Below are 24571 nucleotides of genomic sequence, written 5' to 3' on the forward strand. Positions count from 1 at the left end.
GGCAGGCCACGGGCACCAAGTCTCAAGCAGTTGAAGGACGGATCATGACCGGAGTCACGCTGATTTCGACGGGCGGCACCATCGCTTCGCGCCATTCCGAGGCCGAAGGCGCGGTCACCGCCTCTCTGCCCGGCGCGGCCCTGATGGAGATGCTGCACGATCCGCTGAACGGCATCGAGGTCCGGGTCGAGGCGTATCGCGAACTCAACAGCTTCGCGCTTACCCTCGCGGATGCCCACGGTCTCGTGGCGGCGATCCGCGCGGCGCTGGAGCGGCCCGATTGCGCGGGCGTCGTCGTCACCCACGGCACCGACACGATGGAGGAGAGTGCCTATCTTGCCGACCTCCTCGTGGCGGGGGACAAGCCCATCGTTTTCACCGGCGCGCAGCGCCACGCGGGCGATCCCGACAGCGACGGGCCGCGCAACATCGCCGATGCGATCCGCGTCGCCGCGTCTCCCGTAGCGCGCGGCATCGGCGCGGTGATCGTCTTCGAGGGCGAGATTCACGCCGCGCGCGATGTGACCAAGATGCACAGCGCGCGCACCGACACCTTCCGCAGCCCCGGGCTGGGCAAGCTGGGCGAGGTGGATCTCGGCGAGGTGCATGTCTATCGCCAGCCCGGCCCGCGCCGGGTGCTGGCGGATGCGGGGTTGGTCGCGGAAGTCGAGTTGGTCAAGCTCGCGCTTGGCACGACCCCGGCCTTTCTCGAGTTCTGCGAGGCCAATGGCGCACGCGGCGTGGTGATCGAAGGTTTCGGCCGCGGCAACGCCCCGCGCGGTTACGCGCCCGTGGTGGCACGGCTCACGCAGGCCGGGGTGCCGGTGCTGCTGGCCTCGCGCTGCGTCGAGGGACGCACCCATGCGGTCTATGGCGCCGATAGCGGCGGTGCCACGATGGTTGCCGCGGGCGCAATGCTGACCGGCACGCTGTCGGGGCTCAAGGCGCGTCTGCTGCTGTCGGTGCTGCTGGGGCAGGGGGCGAGCCGCGAGGACATCGCGGCGGCGCTCGGCTGAGGCGTCCGCGTTCCTTCAGCCCGCTGTGAAGGCCACCTCAAAGCGAAACCCCTCGGGGGCGAATTCGGAGCGGACCTCGGCCCCCAGTTCGGCCTGCAGCACGAGGCCGATCATTTTGGAGCCGAAGCCTTGCCGCGTCGGGGGCGTCACCGGCGGGCCCCCGACCTCGCGCCAGCGCAACCGGAAGGGTCCGGTTTCGCCGGAGCCGTCCAAGGTGTAATCGACCCGCACCTGTCCCTGTTCGCTCGAAAGAGCGCCGTATTTCAGCGCGTTGGTGACCAACTCGTGCAGCGCCATCGACATCGAGGTCGCCTGCCGGGCCGAAAGCCGCACCCGTGGTCCTTGGATCACGAACCGTGCGGGTCCGCCCGCCGCCTTGCAGGAGAACGCCAGCAGCGCGCCGATCTCGACCACTGGCTCTGATCCGATGTCATCATCGGGCCGGATCAGGGCGTCATGGGCCGAGGACAGGGCCTGAAGCCGCGAGACGAGCTGCTCGGCGCTCGGGCGCGGCAGGGTCTGGCGCGCGATGCCCGCGACGACGCCGAGCGTGTTCTTCATGCGGTGCCGCATCTCGTCGAAGATCACCTGCAGGCGGCGCTCGGCCTGCTTGCGGCGCGTGACGTCGCGCAGGATCACCGACCAGTCCTCGGAGGCACCGGGCAGGCCGCGCTCGCCGATCGGCGCGAGAGTGACCTCGAAATCGCGCGCGCTGGCATGCCGGGCCTCGAACGAGATCTCCGCCTCGTCCTGAAGCGCGCGGGCCTCGCGCATGAACCAGTCGGGCCGGTCCAGCAGCTGGATCGCCTCGGCGACGGGCCGACCCAGCGCCTGCTCGGCCGAGCGTCCCAGAAGCCGGACCGCGCCGTTGTTCCAACTGCGCACGCAGCCCCCGGAATCGACGCGCAGGATGGCGTTGGGGGAGCTGCTGACGATCGCCGCCAACTCGCCCGCCTCGCGCTTGGCGCGGCGCAGCGCCTCCTCATAGGCGCGCCGTTCACGCGCGTCGAAGACGGTGTAGTCGAACCTTGTGCAGACCCCTTGGGCGTCGCGCCGGGCGACACCGCTGAGCATCACTGGCAAGGGCGGCCCGTCTTGCACGTCGAGTGTGCAGGATATCTCGCGCACGAAGCCCTGAAGCCGCATCATCGGCGCCATGTGGGTGTCGTAGAATATCCTCCCCGGCCCGGTGAGCAGCGAGGCAAAGGTCGCGCGCGAGGGATCGCCCCCAGGCGGCAGCCCGAGCCATTGGGTCAGGGTCTTGTTCACATAGCGCAGGCGTCCGTCGGGGTCCGTGACGGCGATGCCGCAGGGGGCGTCCTCGATCAGTTCCGTCGCCACATCGAGGCCGTCCCCTCTTTCGAAGGACATCAGGCCGTCCCAAGATGCTGGCGGATCGTCTTCACGACCTTGTCCGGCACGGTCATGTGCGGGGAATGACCGCTCGCCTCGAGTACCTCGAGCGTGGCGTCCGGCACCCGGTCGCGCATCCATTCGGCCACATTCATGGGCACGAGCGCGTCGTCGCTGCAATGCAGGATCAGGACCGGACAGGCCGCGCGCTCGTAATCGGCGCGACGGTCGGAAAAGAAGGTGACCCGACCGAAATGGCGCGCGATCTCGGGATCGGTGCGGCAGAAGCTCTGCGTGAGCGTTTCGGTCGATGGCGCCTCAACGGGTTGGCCGGTGATGGTCGGAGCCATCTGCATGGACCAACCGAGTTGGTTCTCCTCGAGAAGTCCGACCAGCCCCTCGATCTCCTCGCGGCCGAATCCGCCCCGGTACCCGGCCTCGGCATCATCGAGAAAGGCCGGGCTGGGCGACACCATGACCAGCCGCGACACCCGTTCGGGCGCGCGGTTGGCCGCCAGAAGCGCGATCGAAGCCCCGATCGAATGCCCGACGAGGCAGACGTCGCGCAGCGACAGCGCCTCGAGGATTTCCAGCAGGTCGTCGGCATGGCTCTGAAGATCGGCATAGCGCCGCGGCTCGTAGGCCGACAGATCCGAGCCGCCCATGCCGGTGAGATCATAGGTGACGATGCGGTGCGTCTGCACGAAAGCGGGCGCCACGTCGCGCCACATCGACCGATCGCAGCCGAAGCCATGCACGAACACCATCGGTCCGGCGCTGACAGGTCCGTCCACATCAACGTTGTTGCGCAAGATCGCTGTCATCGAACCGCATCCCGACTGTCCAAGCCCCACCCATGATATGCCGGAAGACGGATGGTTTCCATGCCCCCTCCTTCCGATCCAGTGCAAGGCCGAGGTCTAGAGCAGGCTCTGATCGCGGGCCATCATCGCGGCCTGGGTGCGGTTGCGGGCCCCCAGCTTGCGGCACAGGGTTTTGACATGGAGCTTGACCGTCACCTCCTGAATCTCGCGGTCGATGGCGATCTCCTTGTTCGACTTGCCCTGCGTGAGACCTTCGAGCACCTGCCTCTCGCGCGGGGTCAGGTGCGACAGCGACGGGTTCTCCTCGTCGCGGCCGACCATGAAATCATGCGGAACATAGGTCTCGCCCATCGCCATGAACCGGACCGCGTTGACCAGCGAGCGGGCAGGCATCGTCTTGGGCAGGAACCCCGCGGCCCCCGCCGCGAGCGCCGTCTCCGCGATGCCCCGCCCCGCGGTGCCCGAGACGAGCGCCACCGGGTTGCCGCCGCTTTCCAAGAGCGCGGCACTCAACCCTTCGAGGCCGCGCATGCCCGGCATCAGGTAATCGAGCAGCACCAGTTCGAACGGTCCGCTGCGCCGTATCTCGCGCAATGCCGCCTCCAAGCTGTTGGCTTGCATCACCTGCATGCCGCCATCCCGTTCGAGATAGGCAGCCATCATTTCCCGCACGAGGTCATGGTCATCCGCGATCAGGATACGCATCGGGGTCTCCGGTTGTTGCTCACAAGGCCCTGACAGGCCATTTCGATCATGCCCCAGATTCGTTGCCGTTTCGGGAAGTTTCGGCGCTCCGTGGCCAGCCAAAGCCGTATGACGGTGCGTCAGGGCCCGGTTTTCTCTAAAATCAGAGCGGATTTACCAACCGGAGAGCAGCCCTATCTCATGGGATAGGTTCCTGTTCGGAAGCGATGTGGTTCGAATCCGGGACCTGCCCCAAGGTGCTTCGAGCATAGCCGAGGGATGATTCGTGATGATCAGAACCCATGCAACCGCCGTGGCCGCCACCGTGTTCTCGATGCTGGCCGGCACCGCTTTTGCGCAGCCGCTGGCGCTGCGGGTCACTGGCCCGGACCTGGCCGTGGTAGAACTCGACCTCGCGGCACTCGACGCGCTGCCGCAGGAGGAGTTCGTGACCGGCACGATCTGGACCGACGGCGAGACGCGCTTTTCGGGCGTGCCGCTGGCGGCGCTCATCGAATCCGTCGGCACCGAGTCGGGGGAGGCCGAACAGGTCGAACTGGTCGCGCTCAATGACTACCGGATCGAGATTCCGATAGACGAGATCGACGCGACCTCGCCCATGGTGGCGACCCGGGTGAACGGCGAAACCATGCAGGTGCGCGACAAGGGACCCTACTGGCTTGTCTATCCCTATGATCGCGGCGCGCAATATCGCACCGAAGCGACCTTCGCCCGGAGCATCTGGCAGCTCGCCCAGGTGAATATCGCGCGCTGAACGCCATCACCGACCTGCCGCGGGGGCCTTGACGACTGCCCGACCGGGGCCTCGGCGGCCATGCGCGAGGCGGCAGAGATTACGAGACGTGCCGCCCGCACGGATCGCCAAAGCGCACCTAGCCCCCGGCCTGCGCCAGAAGCGCCTGCATCCGGTCGTTGCCCTTGCCGCGCAGCTTGCCGATCCCGGGTACCGTGTCGGGATCGCCGACGCGGATCAGCCCGACCATGCCCATCGCCTCGTGCGGCTTGCACTTGAAACCGTAGTAGCCCGGCTGGTCGAAGCTCACCGTGATCTCCTCGTCGCGCTTGCCGACCCAGCTTTCGGCCCCTTCGGGCAGCATGTCGTCCACGCTTTCGGCGTTGTGCGACCGTTCGGTCGGCACGAAGGTGACGCTGTCGCCCGGCGCGATCTCCAGATAGGCGGGTTCGAACACCATCATGTCGCCTGCCGCGTCGCGGTTGAGCATCTGGACCAGATGGGTCTCGGCGAGGGCAGGGGTGGCCATGAAGAGGCCGAGCACGAGGGTTGCGGTCAGGCGCATCGGAGTCATCCTTTGGTCGGGAATGGGGATCAGAGACAGACCTCGGAGCGGGTGAGAAACCGCCGCCCCGTGCCGTTGTCGAGAGAGAACATGCCACCCATGCCCGCGACCGCGTCGATGGTCAGGGTGGTGTGCTTCCAACGGTCGTGCTGGTCGCGGTTCATGTAGAAGGGCACGCTGCCGATGCGCCCCAGGCAGACGTCCTGCGGCCCTACCATGTAGTCCGAGGCGGCAAAGCACATCGGTGCGCTGCCGTCACAGCAACCGCCCGATTGGTGAAACAGCAGGTCGTCGCCGTGGCGGGATTTGATCTCGGCGAGAAGGTCGAGCGCGGCGTCGGTGGCGCTCACCATCGCGCGGCCCGCACCGCTCGTGTCCGCTGTCGTGTCGGCCATGGGCCTCGTCTCCGGTAAAAGAAGGGGAGGGGCCCGGACCGACGCGGGAGCTCGCCGGTCCGGGGGGGGGGAGGAGCCAGGTCTAGAAGAAGCCCAGCGCATTCTGGTCGTAGGAGACCAGAAGGTTCTTGGTCTGGCGGTAGTGGTCGAGCATCATCTTGTGGTTCTCGCGCCCGATGCCCGACTGCTTGTAGCCGCCGAAGGCCGCGTGGGCGGGGTACTGGTGGTAGCAGTTGGTCCAGACCCGGCCCGCCTGAATCGCCCGGCCCATGCGGAAAGCGCGGGAGCCGTCGCGCGTCCAGACACCGGCGCCGAGGCCGTAGAGCGTGTCGTTGGCAATCTCCAGCGCCTCGGCTTCGTCGCGGAAAGTCGTGACCGAGAGCACCGGCCCGAAGATCTCCTCCTGGAAGATCCGCATCTTGTTGTTGCCGCGAAAGACCGTGGGCTGGATGTAGTTGCCGTTCTCGAGCCCCGCGCCCATCTTGGCCACCTCGCCGCCGATCAGCGCCTCGGCCCCCTCGTCGCGGCCGAGCTTCAGATAGGAGCCGATCTTCTCCATCTGCTCGGTCGAGGCCTGTGCGCCGATCATCGTGTTCATGTCGAGCGGGTTGCCCTGCACCACCTTGCCAACGCGCTCGATGGCCCGGGCGATGAAGTCGTCGTAGATCGATTCCTGGATCAGCGCGCGCGAGGGGCAGGTGCAGACCTCGCCCTGATTGAGGGCGAACATGGTGAAGCCTTCGAGGCACTTGTCGAAGAAGGCGTCATCGGCCTGCATCACGTCCTCGAAGAAGACGTTGGGCGACTTGCCACCGAGCTCCAGCGTCACCGGGATCAGGTTCTGCGAGGCGTATTGCATGATCAACCGGCCGGTCGTGGTCTCGCCGGTGAAGGCGATCTTGGCGATCCGGTCGGATTGCGCGAGCGGCTTGCCGGCCTCGAGCCCGAAGCCCTGCACGATATTGAGTACGCCCGGCGGCAGCAGCTCGCCGATCAGTTCCATCAGCACCATGATCGAGGCGGGGGTCTGTTCGGCGGGCTTGAGCACCACGCAGTTGCCCGCAGCCAGCGCGGGCGCGATCTTCCACGTCGCCATCAGGAGCGGGAAGTTCCACGGGATGATCTGGCCGACCACGCCCAAGGGCTCATTGAAGTGGTAGGCATAGGTGTTGGCGTCGATCTCGGCGATCGAGCCTTCCTCGGCGCGGATGACGCCCGCAAAATAGCGGAAGTGATCGACGGCCAGCGCGAGGTCGGCGTTGACCGACTCGCGGATCGGCTTGCCGTTGTCGATGGTCTCGGCGGCGGCGAGGAGTTGCAGGTTCTCCTCCATGACGTTGGCAATCCTGTTGAGGATGTTCGACCGCTCGCCCAGCGAGGTCTTGCCCCAGGTCGGGAAGGCGGCATGAGCGGCGTCGAGCGCGGCCTCCACGTCGTCGGAGTTGGAGCGCGCGATCTCGCAGATCACCTCGCCGGTGATCGGGGTCGGGTTCTCGAAATACCGGCCCGAGCGCGGCTCGACGAACCGGCCGCCGATGAAGTTGCCGTAACGCGACTTGAACGGGAACGGCACGCCGAGATGGCTGGTGTCGAGCGCGGAGCTGACCTGGCGGCTCGGGGCGGTCTGCGTCTGGATGTTCATGATGTCCTCCCTACAGGAACGCCGGACCCCGCATCGGTGCGGGGGGCGCGTCTGCGGTCGAGGATGCCCAAAGCGGTGCGATCCAGAAATGCGGCCATGGTCGTACGACCAAGGTGGGCCTAGCCGCCGCGTCCCAGAAAGCGGCGCAGATCATGGGTGGAGACGGGCTTGGGCAGGATCGTCACCCCGGCCTGCCGCGCCGCGTCCCGCAGTTCGGGCGAGCGGTCGGCGGTGACGAGGCGCAAGGGGCGGTCGGGCAGGAGCAGGCGCAGCGCCGCGATGGTGTCGAGCCCGGTCATCCCGGCCCCGAGCTGCTGGTCCACGAGCAGGAAATCCGGCTCGGCCCCGGTCTCATCGAGCAGCGCCAGCGCCGCCTCGCCGCTCTCGACGTCAAGCACGGTGAGACCCCAGCGCTCCAGCAGGTGGCACATGGCACGGCGCACCTCGGCGTCGTTCTCGACCAGAAGCGCCACCCGCTCGGGCCCGCCGCCCGTCTCCGACAGCGCCCGGCCCGGGGCCTCGGCGTCGGGGGCGCGGGCGATGGTGACGGGCACGCCGACGCTGAACCGCGTGAAACGGCCCGGCTCGGAGGCCACGTCGAGCGGATGGCCGAGGATCGCGCAGGCGCGCTCGACGATGGCGAGGCCCAGCCCCATGCCCTCGGAGGCGCTGGCGCGGGCATTGAGCCGCGAGAATTCGCGAAAGATCGTCTGCATGTCCTCTTCGGCGATGCCGGGTCCGGTGTCCCAGACCTCGACCACCGCCGCGCCGCCGCGCCGTCGCGCACCGACGAGGACGCGGCCCGTCCCGGTATAGCGCACCGCGTTGCCGATCAGGTTCTGCAGCACCCGCTTGAGATAGGTCCGATCGCTCGACACCACGAGACCGGTGGGCACGATGTCGAGCCTGAGCCCCTTGGCCTGCGCCTGCAGCGCGAACTGGTCGTGCAGCTGCGCCAGCACCGGCCCGAGCGCCACCGGGCCCACATCCATCGAGGCGTGGCCCAGCTCCAGCTTGGAGATGTCGAGAAGCGCGTGCAGGATCGCCTCGACGCTGTGCAGCGCGTCATGCGCCTTGCCCAGCACCTCGCGGTTGGCCGGGTCGTCATGCGCCAGCGCCGACAGGAACAGGTTCGCCGCCGAGAGAGGCTGCAGCAGGTCGTGGCTGGTGGCGGCGACAAAGCGCGAGCGGCTGGCATTGGCGCGTCCCGCCCGCTCCAGCGCGTCCTCGAGTTCAAGCGTGCGCGCGCGGACCCGCTCCTCCAGCGCCTCGTTGGTGCGTGCGAGGTCACGGATCGCGCGGCGTTCGGCGGTGATGTCGGTAAAGCTGAAGACGAAGCCGCCATCGGGCATCTGCTGGGCGCTCGCGTCGATGAAGCGCTGGTCCTCGCTGCGCATCCGGAACCGCAGCGGCTGGCGTGCCACCGGTGCCTCGACCCACGTCGTGAGCCGCTGCATCGTCATGTCTCCATCAAGGCCGAAATCCTGGTCGATCATCCGCCACAGCGCCGGAAACTGCAGTCCGCGCCTGAGCCGTGGCGTCGGCACGCCCATGAGCTGGCTCAGACCGTCGTTCCACCCCGCAAGCCGCAGCCTGCCGTCGAAGATGCAGATCCCCTGCTTGATGTGGTCGAGCGTGGCGCGCGCCATGCGCGACTGGTCGTCGAGCATCCGCTCGCGCGCCTGCCGCTCGGCGCGGATCATGTCGGTCACGTCGGTCTGCATGATCACCGTGCCGCCGCCGGGCGTGCGGTGCTGGCTCACCTGCACCCAGTGGTCGCCTGCCAGAGAGACGTTGAAGATCGCGTGCCGGTCGTCGTGCCGCGCCAGCCGCCGCGCCTGCCACATCTGCGGCGTCTCGCCGAGCGGCAGGGACAGCGAACGCGAGCCTGCGACATGGGCGATGTAGTCGTCGAAGCGCAGGCCGGGACGCAGCGTATCGCGCAGATCCTCCATGTGCATGCCAAAGCGGGAATTGCACATCACCATGCGCCGGAGAGGTCGAACATGGCGAAGCCCTCCTGCACCGTCTCGATCGCGGTCGACAGGTCGCGCCGCGCGGCCTCGGTCTCGCGCATCGCCTGTGCCAGACGGGCGTTGGAACGGTTGAGCATCTCCAGCGCGTTTTCAAGCTCGACCGTGCGCGCCTGCACCTGCTCCTCGAGCAGGGCGGCGCGGCGGAACTGGGCATAGGCCTCGCCCGAGCCCGAGCCGCCGCGCTCGACTTGCCGCACCAGCGCATCGACGATCTGGATCAGCTTCTCGTTCTGCCGCTCGAGGCTGTCCTCGGGATCGAGGAACGCATGGGTGGCGGCCGCGTCCTGCGTCACGGGCGGTAGAGGGCCACGCCCGTCATCGTCTGGTTCACGTGAAGGCCGTTCATCTGTTCGCCATAGGTCGAGAAGCCGACGATGCGGTGCTTGCGCAGCACCGCGCTCATCTGGCCGCCCATCTGCTTTTCAGTGGCTTCGAGCCTACGCAGGATGCAGTCGAAGGCGAGGATCGCGGCGGGCGGCCCGGCCTCGCGCGCCATCTCCTCAAAGGCGGTGTCGAGATGCTGGGCGATGTCGCGTGGCTCGGCCAGAGACAGCACCATGCCCTCGTCGATCGCGGCATAGAAGATCAGCTCACCTGCCTCACCGATCCGCTGGATCGCGCGGACGTGGTGACGCCCGCCGATGCGCACTACCAGAGGATGCGCCGCGAAGGTGAAGGCCGAAAGCTGCGCGTGGTCGAACCCCAGCACACGGGCGTATTCGCGCGCGGCGGGTTCGCCGTTGAGACGGCGCACCACGCGGGCCTCGGGGTCGGCCTCGGTGACGATCATCCGTTCCTCGGTCGGGTCGAAATGGTCGAGGTTGAACACCGAGGCGCCGCAGGCGGTGCGCACAAAGGCCAGCACGGCGGCGTCCTGCTGCCAGACGCCGTCGATCAGCACCCGGGTCTCGCCGAAGGCTTCTCCATCGCCGGCCGATCCGCCGAACAGCGGCACCCGCCCGATCCCCGCCGACAGCGCGGCGGCGAGCGCATCCTCGCGCCGCGACAGCCCGTCGACGAGCAGCATCGCAAATTCCGAAGGCCAGTCGCGGCGGCGGCCCTCGAGCCTCTGACGGATTTGGGTCATGTCGCCGACCATGTCGCGTCCACCGATCCGGGCGAGATCCGGGATCGCCATGATCTCGGCCTCGAACAATTCGGCAGGCAGGCCGATGCCGACGATCTCGTCCTCGGCATAGCCCGCGCCGGTGATCTCGCCCGCCGTGGTGCAGCCGATGACGCATTTGGCCCCGGGCCAGGCGCGGGCGGCGCGGGCGATGTCCTCGAGCGGTGCGCGCGGCGCGGCAAAGATCATGACCAATGCGAAGGGGCCGGGGCCAAGGGCGCGCATCAACGCCTGCGCCGCCTCAGGCTCGAAGGCCGAGACGCTGGCGGTGCGCATCACCGTGGCGTCGCCGAGGCGCCCCTCCCCGGGCGCGGTGGCGCAAAGCTCCATCCCTCGTCCTCCCTCGGCCGGAGGCTACTGCCGCAGCGGTGGGTCAGGCAACATGTTTCCAAAGCTCGCCTCCTTGGCGAGCAGCACCGCCTGCGTCCGGGTCTGGACGCCCAGCTTGCGCATGATCGAGGTGACATGCGCCTTCACCGTGGTTTCGGCGATCGACAGGTCGTAGGCGATCTGCTTGTTCATCGCGCCGCAGCAGATCCTGTGCAGGATCGTCGCCTGCTGCGGCGTCAGCTGCGCTAGCCGGTCGAGCGCGTCCTCGTAACCGCGCCCCGGCGCGTCGGGCAGGTCCATCCCTTCGGGCAGGTAGAGCCCGCCCGCCGCGATGATCCGGAACGCGGTCAGGAACACTTCGCGGTCGCTGTGCTTGGGCACGAAGCCGCGTGCCCCGGCGCGGATCGCCGCCGAGACCACCTGCCGGTCGGCGAGAGACGAGACCACGACGATCGGCGCGGACCCCGCGACCCGGCGCAGCCGCACCAGCCCGTCGAGCCCCGACACGTCGGGCAGGTGCAGGTCGAGCAGGATCACATCGGGCTTTTCGCCCGCGCCGAGCCGCGCCAGCGCCGCCTCGAGCCGGTCGGCGGTGTCGATCCGCTCGATCCCGGCGAAATGGCGCAGCGTCAGTCCGAGCGCGTCGCAGAACAGCGGATGGTCGTCGATTACCAGCGCGTGGCGGAACGCCGTCTCGGCCTGTAGCTTCTCCTGCGCCATGATCCCGCTCCGTTGGTGCGTCCCGGTCAGGCTATCAGGCTGCGCGCGGACCAGACATAGGCCAAAGGTCTCATGACCGCGCTCCGGCACCAAGGTCGAATGTCGCGGCGCGGTCGCCGGGCGTAGCAGTTGGACATGCGCCTCGTTCTCGTACTCCTGCAACTTCTCCTCGCGCACGCCCTTGCCGTGCCGGGCCTCGCTGCGCCCGATACGCATCGTCTCGGCACGCTGCCGCGCGAGGCGTTGGCCGAGATGATCGTGCCGCCCTATTCTCTGGGTGATCCGATCGGCGAGGACGGCGTCTGGAGCCTGCTGAACTCGGGCGGGACGCAGGCGGGCTACGTGTTCCAGACCGAGCCTCTCGCGCCGCTGCCGGGGTTTTCGGGTGCGCCGATCGACATGCTGGTGACGCTCGATCTCGCAGGGCGCTTCATCGACGTGCGGCTGGTCTCGCAGAACGAGCCGATCTTCGTCTCGGGTCTGGGCGAAGCGCCGCTGCGCGGGTTTCTCGAGCAATATGGCGGGCTGTCCATCGCCGACAGCCTGGTGGTCGGCACGCCTTACGGGGCGGCGGGGGCGGGCTCTTCGCTGGTCTATCTCGACGGGGTGACCAAGGCGACGGCGAGCGTGCGGATCGCCCACGAGTCGATCCTCGCCGCCGCGCTGAAGGTGGCACGCGAGAAGATGCAGGGCATCGCCTCGGCCCCGCCCTCGCGGCCCGACCCCGACCATGTCGAGGCGCTGACATGGGACGACCTCGTGGCGCAGGACATCGTCACTCATGCCGTGGTACGCAACGCCGAGCTCAACGCGCGCTTTGCCGACACGATCTGGAGCCATGACGACCCGGAGGCGCGCGCCGCCCCCGACGCAGCGTTTCTCGACCTGTGGATGGTCGATCTCGGCCCGCCCTCGATCGCCCGCGCGGCGCTCTCCGAGGAAACGTTGGCCGAACTGGGACGGTTCGCGGAGATCGCGCCGCATGACGAGCCGATCCTGCTGATCGAATCCGCGCGGCATGGGCTGGTGGGCGAGGATTTCGTGCGCAACACCGCGCCCGACCTCCTTTCGGCGCATCAAGGCGGCCTGCCGGTGGCGCTGCGCGACAGCGACATCTTCGTGGAACTGGCGCCGGGCATGCCGGAGGGCCGCGCGATGATCCTGCGCGCCGACCGGCGGCTCGGTTTCGACCCTTCGGCGGAATGGACGCTGAACGTGCTGGCGCTGCGCGAACATGGGATGCTGCGCCCCGAGATCGGCTCGGCCAGCTTCGAGATCGCCCATGCCACGCCGGAACGTTTCTTCGAGCGACCCGCCCAGCCCGTGGCCCAATCGCCGTGGCGCGAGGCGTTGCGCGCGCGTACCGCCGATCTGGGCCTGCTGGCTCTGCTGCTTGCCACGCTCTTCGCGGCGCTCTGGCCAGGGCTGCGGCGGACGGCCTCGGCCGAGGTGCTGACGCCGTTTCGTCTTTCGGCGCTGGTGCTGGTCACGGGGTTCGTCGGCTGGTGGGGGCAGGGGCAGCTGTCGATCGTCACCGTGCTCGGCGTGATCCGCACCGCCATCGAGGGCGGCAGTTTCGCCTTTCTGCTCTACGACCCCTTCGGCCTTGCGGTCTGGGGCGCCGCCATCCTCGGCTTCGTGATCTGGGGGCGGGCGCTGTTTTGCGGCTGGCTGTGCCCCTTTGGCGCGCTGCAGGAGTTCGCGCATCATGCGGGGCGGCTTTTGCGCCTGCCGCAGATCCGGCCCTCCGCTACTTGGGATCGGCGGCTCAAATCGCTGAAATACATCGCTCTCGCGGGCCTCGTCCTGCTGGTGATCCTCGCGCCCGATCACGTCGACAAGGCCGCCGAGATCGAACCCTTCAAAACCGCGATCACCACCTTCTTCCTGCGCGAATGGTATTACGTCGCCTATGCGGCCTTCTGGCTGCTGCTCGGCACGGTGCTGTTCAAAGGGTTCTGCCGCTATCTCTGTCCGCTCGGCGCGGTGATGGCGATCGGCGGCCTGCTGCGCGGGCGTGACTGGATCGCGCGGCGGGCGCCATGCGGATCGCCGTGCCAGCTGTGCCGGGTGAAATGCGCCTATGGGGCGATCGAAAAGTCAGGCCACGTCAACTATTCCGAATGCTTCGGATGCCTTGATTGTGTGTCGATCCACGACGATCCGGCGCGCTGCGTGCCGCTGGTGCTCGATGCGCGCCGCCCGTCTCGCGCCCGTTCCGCCGCCCCGCTCATCGCCGAATGAGGACCGCCATGCCGAGCCGTCGCCGCTTTCTCGCGATCACCGCCGCCGCCATTGCGGCCCCCGGTGCGGGCCATGCCGCCACATGGCGCGGCACCGCGCTGGGGGCCGCCGCTGCGATCACGCTTTCGGGGCCGCGCCACCGGGTCGAACTCGCTCTTGCGGCGGCGCGCGAGACGCTGGAGCGAATGGAGGCGCTGTTCAGCCTCTACCGCGAGGACAGCGCGCTGTCGCGGCTCAACGCCACCGGGCGGCTCAAGGCACCCGACGCCGATTTCACGAACTTGATGGCGCTGTGCGACCGGGCCGTCGCGGCGACGGGCGGGCGGTTCGACCCGACGGTGCAGCCGCTGTGGCGCGCCCTGGCCGAGGGCGGCGACGCGCGCGACGCTGCCGCGCGCATTGGCTGGGGCCGGGTGACGACCGCGCCCGGCATCCGGCTCGGGAGAGGTCAGGCGTTGACGCTCAACGGCATCGCGCAGGGTTTCGCCAGCGACCGCGTGGCCGAGGGGCTGGCAGCGGCGGGGTTCAGCCGCGCGCTGGTCGATATCGGCGAGATGCGGGCGCTGGGCGGGCCGTGGCGCATCGGGATCGAGGACCACGCGCAAGGGCTCATGGGGCAGGTGAGCCTCTCGGGCGGGGCCATCGCCACCTCCAGCCCCGATGCGCTTCTCCTTCCGGGCGGCGCGAGCCACGTCCTCGACCCGCTGAGCGGCAGTCTCGCGCAGCCGCTGTGGTCGAGCGTCAGCGTCGAGGCCGATACGGCGGCGCTGGCCGACGCGCTGTCGACCGCGATGTGCCTGATGCCGCGCAATGAGATTGAGGGCCTGCGCGTCGAGGGGCTGCGCAAGGTCAGGCTGGTGGACCGCGCGGGCGACATGGTGACGCTCTAGGTGCTCACCACTCGGGCGCGGTCCAGCTCAGCCCACGGGCCTCGAAGATCGCACCGATCCGCCCGTCGGCCACGGCCTCGGCGACGATGCCCTCGATCATGTAGCCCAGATCCCGGTGGCTGTGATGCACCGCGAGGCCGATCGGCCAGTCGGGCTTCATCAGGCCGGGAAAGGGCGGCACATGCAGCAAGGCGCCGCCGAGACCGGCCTCGAGTTGCGCGCGCGGCCCCATCAGCGCCGTCACCTCGCCCGCCGCCAGCGCCGCCATCGCGCCCTCCAGCGTCGCAAATCGCGAGATGTTAGGACCGAGTTGCCCGCCCGCCATGGCGGAGAGGTAGAAATCCGAGATCGAGTCGTTCTCGACCCCGACCCGGTGCATCCGGAAATAGGCGGGCAGGGGGGCATCGTCGGGAAACACCGCCCCGTCATAGGCGATGGCGAGGGTCTCGACATCGTAAAGACCGGTGAACATCACCTGCTCGATGCGGCAGGTGAAATCGCTGTCATAGGGGACGTGCAGCATCACGTTGGCGACGCCGCCGCCCACCAGCGGGCCTTTCCAGACCCAGTTGCGCAGATCGGCGGCGAGGTCCTCGGCCGCGGCCACCAGCCGGAACCGCGCCTCGACGCCCATGCCATCGGCGATCAGCCGCCCGATCTCCACGTCGACCCCCGCGGCGGTGTCGCCCTCGGCGAAGGACCATGGCGGGAAATCCGCATAGACCGCGAATTCGACGAAGCCCCGATCGAGGATCTCGTCGAGGGTCTGGCCCATATAGTCGCGGTCGGCGTTCTGGGGCTTGGGCTGCGGCACGTAATCTTCGCAACGCGCGAGCGCGGACCCGCCGCCGAAGGTGAGGGCGAGGCCAAGGGCCAGCACGCGGCCTGCGCGGCGCATCACTGAGCCGCCGAAAGGCCCACGGTCAGCGTCTCCGCCGCCTTGTGGTAGCTTTCGGGCGTGCCGTCGATGACATGGGCGGCGCGGTAGGCGATGGAATCGGCGATCGGCGCGCCGGACAGCGTCTCGATCTCCTCGGCGATGCCCGATAGCTCGGACCGGATCGCCTCCGCGTCGAGATCGCCGCCATCGGAGAGCGTGTCGCGAAGCGCCTTCAGCTCGGCGGACTTCGCGCTCACCGCTTCCTCGTCGGGACGGGTTTCGAGATAGGTGCGGATCGCCCATGCGGCCTTCTGGCCCAGAAGCGCGCCGAAGGCTGGCATCCGGGTGACGCCGTTCTGGGTGAAGCCATGCCGGAACCGCTCCATGTACCACTCGTCGCCATACTCCTCGGCCTCGAGGAACCGCAGGTCCGGGGCAAGCCCGCCCGAGACCGCGCCGAGCCCGTGGCAACGCGCGCAGTTCTGGTTGTAGCCCGAGGCGCCGATCTCGATCGCCTGCTGCCAGACCTCTTCGCCCTGATCGCGGTAGGGGTTCACGGTCAGCCATTCCTCCTTGAGCTCGGGCAGCGCGTCGGTGTTCACCGCCTGGATATCGAGCGGCAGGCCGGCGGCCTGGGCGATGCTGACGGCGGCGGCGATGGCGCCAAGCGTCGCGAGAATGCGGGTCTTGCGGGGCATGGTGGGTCCTCCTGCGAATGTCGTCTCCAGCCTTAGCCGTCCGGCGCGGGGGGGCATATGCGACCTTCGGCGGGGCCGCGACCATGGTCGTATTCGAAGGCGGGCGTAGGCGCTGCTAGCCTCGGGATTGGGAGGATACCGATGATCCGTCACGCGGCACGCATCTTGGCGCTGGGCCTTTGGGCCGGGACGGCGCAGGCCGGCATCGAGGTGCCGGTGACATGGCTTCGGGCCGAGATCGACCGCCCTCCGGTGCGCTCGAGCCTCGACACGTGGCCCGAGGACGAGGGCCGTGCAGGCGCGGCGCTCGGCCTTGCGGACAACGCGACCACCGGGCGCTTTCTCGGGCATGACTATAGGCTCCACACCCTTTCGGTGCCGCCGGGCGGAGACCTCATGGAGGCCGCGAAAGCCGCGCTTGCGCGCGGCGGTCCGCTGATCCTCGACATGCCCGCCGAAGCGATGCTGGCGGTGGCCGATCTGCCGGAGGCGCGCGGCGCGCTCATCTTCAACACCGCCGCGCCCGAGGCGCGGCTGCGCGGCGTGGATTGCCGCGCCGCCGTGCTGCATACCTTGCCCTCGACCGCGATGCGCACCGACGCCCTCGCGCAGTTCCTGGTGCAGCGGCGCTGGGACGATCTGGCGATGGTTACGGGCGCGCGGTCCGAGGATGCGGATTTCGCCGAGAGCCTGCGCGGATCGCTCACCAAGTTCGGGCTGAAGCTGCGCACCGAAGCGCCGTGGCTGGCGGATGCCGATATCCGCCGTAACGCCGGGCAGGAGGTGCCCGTCTTCACCCAAGCCCTGCCCGAACACGACGTGCTTCTGGTGGCCGACGAGGCGGGGGATTTCGCGCGCTACGTCGCCTATAACACGTGGACGCCGCGCCCGCTCGCGGGCTCGGAAGGGTTGCGCCCCGTCGCCTGGGCCCCGGTGGTCGAGGCGTGGGGCGCAGCACAGCTGCAATCGCGGTTCCGCGCGCAGTCTGACCGCGAGATGCGCCCGCGCGACTTTGCCGCCTGGGCCGCGATGCGCGCCATCGGCGAGGCCGTGACCCGGACCGGCTCTGCCGATCCCGCCATTCTGCGGGCCTTCCTGCTGGGGCCTGCCTTCGAACTCGGCGGCTTTCTGGGAAGTCCGCTCAGCTTTCGCGCTTGGGACGGTCAGATGCGCCAGCCTATCCCACTCGTCACCGAGCGGGCGGTCGTCGCCATGGCCCCGCTCGAAGGCTTCCTGCACCCGTCGAGCGAGATGGACACGCTCGGCACCGATGCGCCCGAAACCACCTGCACCGCTTTCGAGGATACCGCATGAAACACGCCATCGCCTTCGCCCTCATGGCCGCGCCCGCTTTCGCCCAAGGGCAGGGCGAAATCTGGGTGACCAACGAAAAGGACGACACGATCAGCGTCATCGACGTGGCGACGATGGAGGTCACGCGCACCATCCCCACGGGAGAGCGGCCACGCGGGCTGACCTTCAGCCATGACTTCTCGCGGCTCTACATCTGTGCCTCGGACAGCGACGCGGTACAGGTGATGGACCCCGAAACCGGAGAGATCCTGCATGATCTGCCATCGGGCGAGGACCCCGAGCAGTTCGTGCTGCACCCTGACGACCGGCGGCTCTACATTGCGAACGAGGACGACGCGATCACCACCGTGGTCGACACCGAGACCCGCGAGGTGATCGCGCAGATCGATGTCGGCATCGAACCCGAGGGCATGGCGGTGAGCCGGATGGCCGGATCGCGATCACCACCTCCGAGACCACCAACATGGCGCATTGGATCGACACCGAGACGCAGACCCTATTCGCCAATACGCTGGTCGATGCCCGACCCCGACATGCCGAATTCGTCAAGGAGGGGGCGGAGCTTTGGGTAAGCTCCGAGATCGGCGGCACGATCACCGTGTTCGACACCGCGACGCAGGCCGAGACGGCCAAGATCGGCTTCGAGGTTGCGGGCGTGCATCCCGACCGGGTGCAGCCCGTGGGCTTCGAGCTGACGGCGGATGGCAGCACCGCCTTCGTGGCGCTGGGGCCGTCGAACCACGTCGCGGTGGTGAATGCGCGCAGCTTCGAGGTCGAGGACTACATCCTCGTCGGCCGCCGGGTCTGGCACATGGCCTTCAATGCCGACCGGTCGCTGCTGTTTACCACCAATGGCGTCTCGGGCGACGTGACGGTGATCGACGTGGCCGCGCGCCGACCGCTCAAGACCATCAAGGTCGGCCGCTTCCCATGGGGCGCGGCCTTTCGTCCAGTACAGGGAAACCCCGCATGATCCGCATTCTCGCCAGCGTCTTCGCGCTCGCCGCTTTGCCCGTTCTTGCCGACGATCATGATGGTGGCGGTTTCGGCATGGCCGGGCTCCTGTCCGGCAGCAACAAGCAGGACCTGCCGCCGATCACCCTCTCGACCGGGATGCCGCTGGCCCAGGCGCCGCTGACGCTCAAATCCGGCACCTATTACGAGATCGAGATCGAGGCCGATGGCAGTCAGGAACTGGCGCTGGTGGGCCCGGAATTCTTTCGCGCGATATGGATCGACGAGATCGTCATCGAGGGTCTGGAGATCCGGCCGCTCGGTCTCGACAGCGTCGAGTTCGACGAGGCCGGGGTGATGGAGATCGGTTTCGTGGCGATCAAGCCGGGTCGCTACGAGATCCGGGTGCCCGGCACCACGGGCGAAACCCAGCGCCTCGACGTGGTGATCGAATGAGCGGATTGATCGTCAGCGGCGTGAGCCATGCCTATGGCGCCCGGCGGGCGCTGGAGACGGTGTCGCTGCGGGTGCCCCGGGGGCGGTTCTGCGCGCTCCTCGGTCCCAACGGCGCGGGCAAGTCGACGCTGTTTTCGTTGCTCACCCGGCTGATGACGGTGCAAGCGGGACGGATCGAGGTGGCGGGGCATGATCTGTTCGACGCCCCGCGCACCGCGCTGGCCGAAATCGGGGTGGTGTTCCAGCAGACGACGCTCGACCTCGACCTCAGCGTGACCGAGAACCTGCGATATTTCGCGGCGCTGCACGGGCTGTCCGGGCGCGAAGCCGCGCGCCGCATCGACGCGGCGCTCGACCGGCTGGCGATGGGCGAGCGGGCGCATGAGCGGGCGCGCGATCTCAACGGCGGGCACCGCAGGCGCGCCGAAATCGCGCGTGCGCTGGTGCATGGCCCCTCGGTCCTGCTGCTCGACGAGCCGACGGTGGGCCTCGACGCCGCGAGCCGCGCGGCGATCACCGCGCATGTGCACGATCTGGCGGGGGAGGGCGGGCTGACCGTCCTTTGGGCCACGCATCTGGCAGACGAGGTGGCGCCCGGCGATCAGGTCGTGGTGCTGCACCGGGGCCGGGTCATAGCCGACGCCCCGGCCCGCGAGATCGCCCCGGAGGGCGACCTCGCCGCGCGGTTCCTCGCGCTGACCTCGGAGGCCGCATGACCGATACCGCCGCCCCGCGCGCCACCGCCCCACGAGCCGCCTCGCTCGCCACGGCGTCGCGCCCCTCCGCGGCGCGGGCCCATGCGGTGGCGATGCTCTGGATCGTGCGGCGCGAGGCACGGCGCTTCGTCGGCCAGCGTGGCCGGCTGGTCGCGGCGCTGGTGCGCCCGCTGGTCTGGCTGCTGGTGTTCGCGGCGGGGTTTCGCGCGGCGCTCGGCCTGTCGATCACGCCGCCCTACCAGACCTATGTCACCTACGAGACCTACATCGTGCCCGGCTGTGCGGCATGATCCTGCTGTTCAACGGGATGCAATCCTCGCTCGGCCTCGTGCATGACCGCGAGATGGGTTCGATGCGGCTTCTGCTGACTTCGCCTTTGCCGCGTGGCTGGCTCCTGCTCTCCAAGCTCGTGGCCTCGACCCTGATCTCGATCCTGCAGGTCTATGCCTTCCTCGCCGTGGCCGCGCTTTTTGGCACCGTCCTGCCATGGCCGGGCTATGTGGCGGTGCTGCCCGCGCTTTTCGCCGCCGGGCTGATGCTCGGGGCGCTGGGCCTCGCACTGTCGAGTACGGTGCGGCAACTTGAGAACTTTGCTGGCGTCATGAACTTCGTGATCTTCCCGATGTTCTTCATGTCCTCGGCGCTCTATCCGCTATGGAAGATGGCCGAGGCCAGTGCGCTGCTGCACGACATCTGCGCCGTCAATCCCTTCACCCACGCGGTCGAGCTGATCCGCTTCGCGCTTTACGCAGAGGCCAACTGGCCCGCGCTGGGCTGGACCGGGCTGGCGGCGGCGGTGTTTGTGGCGCTGGCGCTGTGGGGCTATGACCCGGCGCGTGGACTGGTGCGGCGCGGCGTGTGATCTGCAACCTATGTCCGGGGTGACGCGGCGCGGGCGTCGCCTATCCTTTCCTTCAGGAGACCACGCCATGCGGATTGCCTGCCTGCTGATCGCCCTGCTGCCCGGCCTGTCCCTCGCTCCGGCGCCCCTCATCGCCCAGGAGCGGGGGACCCTCAACCCCGAGGAAATGACCATGGGGCGGATCGTCGAGGATATCCGCGCGGGCCGCACCTCCATGACAAACTGCGCCGCCGGATACCTGATGACCAAATCGGGCCGCCACGCGCCTGCGCGCGAGACCTTCGATGCCTGCGCCAGTGCGGGCTATGCGCGCGCCATGACGTGGATGGGGTACATGGACGAGAACGGCTATGCCGGGCCGCGCGATCCGGCCGCCGCCGCCGAATGGGACCGCCGCGCGGCGGAGGCAGGCGACCCGATCGGGGCGTTCAACCACGGCCTCGCGCTGATCCGGGGACACGGCGTCGCCGCCGATCCCGAACGGGGGCGCGAGATGGTCGACGCCGCCGCCAAGGCCGGGCTGGAGGCGGCGCAGCGGTTGCGCGCGGCGGGCTACGACCCCGACGAGGTCACGCCCGACGCCGATGAATGGAAGTATCTCAAGGCCTATTGACCCGGCGCCACGACCCACCGTTACAACCCGCCACCGCGCGTCATCCGGACCACCGGGTGGCGCGGTGGTGCGCATGGCCGGCACAAGACAGGCGGCCCCTACGACCTTGGCAGGGGGGACGGGCTACGACCATCGTCCGATTTCCGGCGCCTGTCGCGGCGGCGATCATGGGGGCGGCGAAGGTGTCCCCGCGCGGGCCCCCGGCGCCACCACGCCAGGGAGGAGACCCATATGAACCGCTTCATCGCCGCCGCCTGCGTCGCGCTGATCACGACCCAGGCCGCACGGGCCCAAGTCACCGACGAGGACATCGCCAACGACGCCATGACCACCGGGGACGTGGTCACCAACGGCATGGGCCGCAGTCTGCAACGCTACAGCCCGCTCGACACTCTCAACCGAAACAACATCGAATATCTGGTCCCGGCATGGGCCTTCGCGCTGGGCGGCGAAAAGCAGCGAGGGCAGGAGACGCAGCCGCTCGTGCACGACGGGGTGATGTACATCACCGGCTCCTATTCGCGGCTCTACGCCATCGACGTGACGACCGGCGAGGAGCTGTGGCAATACGACGCCCGGCTGCCCGAGGGCATCCTGCCGTGCTGCGACGTGGTCAACCGCGGGGCCGCGCTCTACGGCGACAAGGTCTATTTCGGCACGCTCGACGCGCGGCTCGTGGCGCTCGACGCCAAGACCGGCGACGTGGTCTGGAACAAGAAGATCGCCGACTACAAGGAAGGCTACAGCTACACCGCCGCGCCACTGATCCATGACGGGCTGATCATCACCGGCAATTCGGGCGGCGAATTCGGGATCGTCGGCGAGGTGCAGGCCCGCGACGCCGAGACCGGCGAGATGGTCTGGACCCGGCCGATGATCGAGGGCCACATGGGCACGCTCAACGGCGAGGAGAGCACCATGACCGGCACGCTCAACGCGACATGGCCGGGCGACATGTGGAAGACCGGCGGCGGCGCGACATGGCTCGGCGGCTCCTATGACGCCGAGACCGACACGCTGGTCTTCGGGGCGGGCAACCCCGCGCCGTGGAACAGCTGGTTGCGCAATGCGGGCGAGCCGGTCGACGGCAACACCGGCGACAACCTCTATGCCGCGAGCCGCGTCGGCCTCGATCCGGCGACGGGTGAGATCAAGTGGCACTTCCAGACCACCCCGCGCGAGGGTTGGGATTTCGACGGCGTCAACGAGGTGGTGGGCTTCACCGACGCCGACGGCCACAAGCGTTACGGCACCGCCGACCGCAACGGTTTTTTCTACGTGCTCGACCGCGCGGATGGCGGCTTTGTCGACGCCTTTCCCTTCGTGAAGGATATCACCTGGGCCGAGGGGATCGACGACACCGGTCGGCCGATCTTCGTCGAGGCGAACCGCCCCGGCCGCCCTGCCGAGCTGACCGGCGAGGCCAAGGGCGAGACGATCTTCGCCGCGCCCTCGTTTCTCGGCGGCAAGAACTGGATGCCGATGAGCTACTCCGAGAACACCGGCCTGTTCTATGTCCCGTCGAACGAATGGGGCATGGACATGTGGAACGAGCCGGTGACCTACAAGAAGGGCGCGGCCTATATGGGCGCGGGCTTCACCATCAAGCCGCTCTACGAGGATCACATCGGCAGCCTCAAGGCGATCGATCCCGCGACCGGCGAATGGGTGTGGGAGTTCAAGAACGACGCGCCGCTCTGGGGCGGGGTGATGTCGACCGCGGGCGGACTGGTGTTCACCGGCACGCCGGAGGGCAAGTTCATCGCATTCGACGACGCGACGGGCGAGGAGCTGTGGAGCTTCCAGACCGGCTCCGGCGTGGTCGGCCAGCCGATCACCTGGGAGCAGGACGGCGAACAGTTCGTCTCGGTGATCTCGGGCTGGGGCGGGGCGGTGCCGCTCTGGGGCGGCGAGGTGGCCAAGAAGGTCAACTTCCTGAACCAGGGCGCGACGCTGTGGACCTTCAAGCTGCCAAAGGCGCTGGCGGAACTGGCCGCCGCGGAGTGAAAGCCGGGGGTGTGGGGCGGTCTGCCGCCCCTCGCTGGCGTCAATGGTCCCGGACCCCGTCGCGGGATCCGGGGCCTCGCGCCTCCGGAGGATCGGGCTCAGCCGGGCGTCCGGGCGGCGCAGATCTGCGTCAGGCCGGGAGTGCCCGGGGTGCGCAGGCTGGCAAGGCGACCATCGCTCTCGAAGCGGTTCTCCATGTCGAGAGGCCGGTTCGGCCCGACCAGCCGCCACCTTGCGCCCGCCACCGCCGCCGTGATCGCTTCGGCCTCGCGGTTGCGGGCGGTGTCGGTATAGGGGAACAGATCGTAGGCAAGTGCGGGCACCTCCCCCCACAGGCGCAGCGTCACGGCGTCGATGCGCCCGACCGCCCCGAGATAGACCGGCGGCAGGCCCTGCGGCACTGCGACCCGCCACAGCCTGAGCTGCGTGCGTGGCACGGTGCCGCGTCGTTCCTGCCAGGCCAGATCGGTGGCGATGCCGTCGAGCAGGATCGACGAGGCGGGCGGCAGCCCCGCGAAGGTGAGGCGCAGGATCTCCATCGCGTCGAGACCGTCGCCCGCATAGGTGCGGTTGCGCAGCCAGCCCAGGCTGCGCAACAGGGCGGCGGGATCGTCGAAGCCGCTGAGAGCGAGGTTTATCGGCTGCGCCGCGTGCAGCGGCGTGTCCCCGGTGCGCGCGATCAGGGTCTCGTCCAGCGCCCGGCAGGCAAGGTCCAGCGGCAAAGGCGCGACGCCGCCCGCCGCCTCGGCCCGGCTGGTCAGCGCCCCGAGATTGACCGCCACGAACATCGCCAGCGCCAGGAGCCCCGCATAGGCCAGCCGCAACGGCAGCGGATGCCGCACCCGCCGCAGGATCAGCAGCGTGCCGAGCGTCAGCAAAAGCAGCAGGCCGATCGTCACCCGGTAGGGCCCGATCCACACCAGAAGCGGCTCCTCGGGCTGCAGCCCCAGCATGTGCAGCCCGGCGGCCGAGAAATAGCCGATCGCCGCGTATTGGGCGATTGCCAGAACCGCGCCGATGGCTGAGGCTCCGAGATAGGTGGCGGGGCGCATCCCCCAGACACCGGCCATGACCTGCGTCAGCGTGGCGATGGGCCAGATCATCTGCGCGATCACCACGAAGGCCGCGCCGCGCCGCTCGAACAGCCGCCGCGCCCGTGCCATGGCCCGGGGCGCCACATTCATCCGCGCCACCACCCGCGCGCCCGCGGTACGCCCGAGCCAGAAGGCGCCCTGGCTGCCGATCCAGACGCCGATCATGCATAGGAGAAGCGAAGGCCCGCCCGCCGCCGGAAGCTGTGTGCCGAGATAGACATAGACCGGCTCGGTCGGCACGAAGATGCTGATCACGGGCAGCTGATTGATGATTGTCGCCAGCAGCAGCGCCGGTTCGCCCCACGACACCATGTTCCCGGTTCCCCATTCGGCCACGAGGTCGGCCGCCTCGCCCGGGGATCTCTACAGGCTCTCAAGACCGGGTGCATCCACGTTCC

The 24571-nt window shown here is 68.8% G+C and carries 22 protein-coding genes and 2 pseudogenes; 11 read left to right on the top strand and 13 right to left on the bottom strand.

Annotated features, from left to right (window positions below):
• Positions 1-1016: asparaginase (locus MBELCI_RS13050; protein WP_235047642.1), on the top strand; the 1016-nt coding region annotated here is incomplete at its 5' end.
• Between the two features lie 15 nt (positions 1017-1031).
• Here MBELCI_RS13050 and MBELCI_RS13055 read toward each other — a convergent pair.
• The 3 genes from MBELCI_RS13055 to MBELCI_RS13065 form a co-directional block, all read right to left on the bottom strand.
• Positions 1032-2387, bottom strand: a complete 1356-nt coding sequence (locus MBELCI_RS13055) for a PAS domain-containing sensor histidine kinase (RefSeq protein ID WP_021694710.1) — start codon at positions 2385-2387, stop codon at positions 1032-1034.
• A complete protein-coding gene (locus tag MBELCI_RS13060) occupies positions 2387-3193 on the bottom strand; it encodes an alpha/beta fold hydrolase (RefSeq protein ID WP_045320150.1) in 807 nt (268 codons plus the stop codon). Before MBELCI_RS13060 ends, MBELCI_RS13055 begins: the two co-directional genes overlap by 1 nt.
• Before the next feature lie 96 nt (positions 3194-3289).
• Positions 3290-3898 (bottom strand): response regulator transcription factor, encoded by a 609-nt coding sequence (locus MBELCI_RS13065; protein ID WP_021694712.1) that lies wholly within the window; start codon positions 3896-3898, stop codon positions 3290-3292.
• A 268-nt stretch (positions 3899-4166) separates the two neighbouring features.
• Between MBELCI_RS13065 and MBELCI_RS13070 the strand changes: the two genes are divergently transcribed.
• Positions 4167-4652, top strand: a complete 486-nt coding sequence (locus MBELCI_RS13070; protein ID WP_045320151.1) for a putative pterin-binding protein — start codon at positions 4167-4169, stop codon at positions 4650-4652.
• A 118-nt stretch (positions 4653-4770) separates the two neighbouring features.
• Here the strand turns inward: MBELCI_RS13070 and MBELCI_RS13075 are convergent, their stop codons facing one another.
• The 7 genes from MBELCI_RS13075 to MBELCI_RS13100 form a co-directional block, all read right to left on the bottom strand.
• On the bottom strand, positions 4771-5196 hold the full coding sequence (locus tag MBELCI_RS13075) for a pseudoazurin (protein WP_021694714.1): 426 nt from the start codon (positions 5194-5196) through the stop codon (positions 4771-4773).
• A 29-nt stretch (positions 5197-5225) separates the two neighbouring features.
• Positions 5226-5591, bottom strand: a complete 366-nt coding sequence (locus tag MBELCI_RS13080; protein ID WP_021694715.1) for a DUF779 domain-containing protein — start codon at positions 5589-5591, stop codon at positions 5226-5228.
• 82 nt (positions 5592-5673) lie between these two features.
• The gene (gene exaC / locus MBELCI_RS13085; protein ID WP_021694716.1) at positions 5674-7233 is read right to left on the bottom strand and encodes an acetaldehyde dehydrogenase ExaC; all 1560 of its coding nucleotides are present in this window, start codon (positions 7231-7233) and stop codon (positions 5674-5676) included.
• 119 nt (positions 7234-7352) lie between these two features.
• Positions 7353-9215 (bottom strand): hybrid sensor histidine kinase/response regulator, encoded by a 1863-nt coding sequence (locus MBELCI_RS13090; protein ID WP_369385455.1) that lies wholly within the window; start codon positions 9213-9215, stop codon positions 7353-7355.
• Complete coding sequence (locus MBELCI_RS22635) at positions 9215-9562, bottom strand: hypothetical protein (RefSeq protein WP_369385456.1); 348 nt, start codon at positions 9560-9562, stop codon at positions 9215-9217. Before MBELCI_RS22635 ends, MBELCI_RS13090 begins: the two co-directional genes overlap by 1 nt.
• Positions 9559-10725 carry an FIST N-terminal domain-containing protein gene (locus MBELCI_RS13095; protein WP_021694718.1) on the bottom strand — a complete coding sequence of 389 codons (1167 nt, stop codon included), beginning with the start codon at positions 10723-10725 and terminating at the stop codon, positions 9559-9561. The genes MBELCI_RS22635 and MBELCI_RS13095 overlap by 4 nt, the downstream gene beginning before the upstream one ends.
• A 24-nt stretch (positions 10726-10749) precedes the next feature.
• Entirely contained in the window at positions 10750-11445 is a 696-nt protein-coding gene (locus MBELCI_RS13100) for a response regulator (RefSeq protein WP_021694719.1), read from the bottom strand.
• Between the two features lie 135 nt (positions 11446-11580).
• Between MBELCI_RS13100 and MBELCI_RS13105 the strand changes: the two genes are divergently transcribed.
• Together MBELCI_RS13105 and MBELCI_RS13110 are read left to right on the top strand one after the other, a co-directional pair.
• A complete protein-coding gene (locus MBELCI_RS13105; RefSeq protein WP_021694720.1) occupies positions 11581-13689 on the top strand; it encodes a 4Fe-4S binding protein in 2109 nt (702 codons plus the stop codon).
• 8 nt (positions 13690-13697) lie between these two features.
• On the top strand, positions 13698-14579 hold the full coding sequence (locus MBELCI_RS13110) for an FAD:protein FMN transferase (protein WP_021694721.1): 882 nt from the start codon (positions 13698-13700) through the stop codon (positions 14577-14579).
• 4 nt (positions 14580-14583) lie between these two features.
• On the opposite strand, the gene MBELCI_RS13115 is transcribed toward MBELCI_RS13110, so the two are convergent.
• Both MBELCI_RS13115 and pedF read right to left on the bottom strand, forming a co-directional pair.
• Complete coding sequence (locus MBELCI_RS13115; RefSeq protein WP_021694722.1) at positions 14584-15477, bottom strand: substrate-binding periplasmic protein; 894 nt, start codon at positions 15475-15477, stop codon at positions 14584-14586.
• Positions 15477-16157 (bottom strand): cytochrome c-550 PedF, encoded by a 681-nt coding sequence (pedF, locus tag MBELCI_RS13120; protein ID WP_021694723.1) that lies wholly within the window; start codon positions 16155-16157, stop codon positions 15477-15479. Before pedF ends, MBELCI_RS13115 begins: the two co-directional genes overlap by 1 nt.
• A 141-nt stretch (positions 16158-16298) precedes the next feature.
• Between pedF and MBELCI_RS13125 the strand changes: the two genes are divergently transcribed.
• The 7 genes and pseudogenes from MBELCI_RS13125 to MBELCI_RS13155 all read left to right on the top strand — a co-directional run bounded on the left by MBELCI_RS13125 (position 16299) and on the right by MBELCI_RS13155 (position 23079).
• Positions 16299-17471 (top strand): ABC transporter substrate-binding protein, encoded by a 1173-nt coding sequence (locus tag MBELCI_RS13125; protein WP_021694724.1) that lies wholly within the window; start codon positions 16299-16301, stop codon positions 17469-17471.
• A pseudogene (locus MBELCI_RS13130) lies at positions 17468-18444 on the top strand (YVTN family beta-propeller repeat protein). The gene MBELCI_RS13125 and the pseudogene MBELCI_RS13130 overlap by 4 nt, the downstream one beginning before the upstream one ends.
• On the top strand, positions 18441-18881 hold the full coding sequence (locus tag MBELCI_RS13135; protein ID WP_021694727.1) for a hypothetical protein: 441 nt from the start codon (positions 18441-18443) through the stop codon (positions 18879-18881). The pseudogene MBELCI_RS13130 and the gene MBELCI_RS13135 overlap by 4 nt, the downstream one beginning before the upstream one ends.
• Positions 18878-19597: an ABC transporter ATP-binding protein gene (locus MBELCI_RS13140; RefSeq protein ID WP_045320152.1), complete on the top strand. Its 720-nt coding sequence runs from the start codon at positions 18878-18880 to the stop codon at positions 19595-19597. The genes MBELCI_RS13135 and MBELCI_RS13140 overlap by 4 nt, the downstream gene beginning before the upstream one ends.
• A 92-nt stretch (positions 19598-19689) precedes the next feature.
• Positions 19690-20459 (top strand): annotated as a pseudogene (locus MBELCI_RS13145) (ABC transporter permease).
• A gap of 67 nt (positions 20460-20526) precedes the next feature.
• Positions 20527-21072 (top strand): tetratricopeptide repeat protein, encoded by a 546-nt coding sequence (locus MBELCI_RS13150; RefSeq protein WP_021694730.1) that lies wholly within the window; start codon positions 20527-20529, stop codon positions 21070-21072.
• Positions 21073-21303: 231 nt separating this feature from the next.
• Positions 21304-23079: a PQQ-dependent methanol/ethanol family dehydrogenase gene (locus MBELCI_RS13155; RefSeq protein WP_021694731.1), complete on the top strand. Its 1776-nt coding sequence runs from the start codon at positions 21304-21306 to the stop codon at positions 23077-23079.
• A 98-nt stretch (positions 23080-23177) separates the two neighbouring features.
• Here the strand turns inward: MBELCI_RS13155 and MBELCI_RS13160 are convergent, their stop codons facing one another.
• Positions 23178-24509 (bottom strand): VTT domain-containing protein, encoded by a 1332-nt coding sequence (locus MBELCI_RS13160; RefSeq protein ID WP_131505556.1) that lies wholly within the window; start codon positions 24507-24509, stop codon positions 23178-23180.
• Positions 24510-24571 lie beyond the last annotated feature (62 nt).

Source organism: Limimaricola cinnabarinus LL-001, from assembly GCF_000466965.1.
Classification (GTDB): Bacteria; Pseudomonadota; Alphaproteobacteria; order Rhodobacterales; family Rhodobacteraceae; genus Limimaricola; species Limimaricola cinnabarinus.

Bases quoted from the DNA above. Each gene is read 5' to 3' on its own strand.
- MBELCI_RS13155 (WP_021694731.1), top strand. From the start codon at position 21,304: ATGAACCGCTTCATCGCCGCCGCCTGCGTCGCGCTGATCACGACCCAG.
- MBELCI_RS13055 (WP_021694710.1), bottom strand. From the start codon at position 2,387: ATGTCCTTCGAAAGAGGGGACGGCCTCGATGTGGCGACGGAACTGATC.
- MBELCI_RS13125 (WP_021694724.1), top strand. From the start codon at position 16,299: ATGATCCGTCACGCGGCACGCATCTTGGCGCTGGGCCTTTGGGCCGGG.
- MBELCI_RS13090 (WP_369385455.1), bottom strand. From the start codon at position 9,215: ATGTGCAATTCCCGCTTTGGCATGCACATGGAGGATCTGCGCGATACG.
- MBELCI_RS13075 (WP_021694714.1), bottom strand. From the start codon at position 5,196: ATGCGCCTGACCGCAACCCTCGTGCTCGGCCTCTTCATGGCCACCCCT.
- MBELCI_RS13095 (WP_021694718.1), bottom strand. From the start codon at position 10,725: ATGGAGCTTTGCGCCACCGCGCCCGGGGAGGGGCGCCTCGGCGACGCC.
- MBELCI_RS13070 (WP_045320151.1), top strand. From the start codon at position 4,167: ATGATCAGAACCCATGCAACCGCCGTGGCCGCCACCGTGTTCTCGATG.
- MBELCI_RS13115 (WP_021694722.1), bottom strand. From the start codon at position 15,477: ATGCGCCGCGCAGGCCGCGTGCTGGCCCTTGGCCTCGCCCTCACCTTC.
- exaC (WP_021694716.1), bottom strand. From the start codon at position 7,233: ATGAACATCCAGACGCAGACCGCCCCGAGCCGCCAGGTCAGCTCCGCG.
- pedF (WP_021694723.1), bottom strand. From the start codon at position 16,157: ATGCCCCGCAAGACCCGCATTCTCGCGACGCTTGGCGCCATCGCCGCC.
- MBELCI_RS13135 (WP_021694727.1), top strand. From the start codon at position 18,441: ATGATCCGCATTCTCGCCAGCGTCTTCGCGCTCGCCGCTTTGCCCGTT.
- MBELCI_RS13150 (WP_021694730.1), top strand. From the start codon at position 20,527: ATGCGGATTGCCTGCCTGCTGATCGCCCTGCTGCCCGGCCTGTCCCTC.
- MBELCI_RS13105 (WP_021694720.1), top strand. From the start codon at position 11,581: ATGCGCCTCGTTCTCGTACTCCTGCAACTTCTCCTCGCGCACGCCCTT.
- MBELCI_RS13060 (WP_045320150.1), bottom strand. From the start codon at position 3,193: ATGACAGCGATCTTGCGCAACAACGTTGATGTGGACGGACCTGTCAGC.
- MBELCI_RS13100 (WP_021694719.1), bottom strand. From the start codon at position 11,445: ATGGCGCAGGAGAAGCTACAGGCCGAGACGGCGTTCCGCCACGCGCTG.
- MBELCI_RS13065 (WP_021694712.1), bottom strand. From the start codon at position 3,898: ATGCGTATCCTGATCGCGGATGACCATGACCTCGTGCGGGAAATGATG.
- MBELCI_RS13110 (WP_021694721.1), top strand. From the start codon at position 13,698: ATGCCGAGCCGTCGCCGCTTTCTCGCGATCACCGCCGCCGCCATTGCG.
- MBELCI_RS13080 (WP_021694715.1), bottom strand. From the start codon at position 5,591: ATGGCCGACACGACAGCGGACACGAGCGGTGCGGGCCGCGCGATGGTG.
- MBELCI_RS13140 (WP_045320152.1), top strand. From the start codon at position 18,878: ATGAGCGGATTGATCGTCAGCGGCGTGAGCCATGCCTATGGCGCCCGG.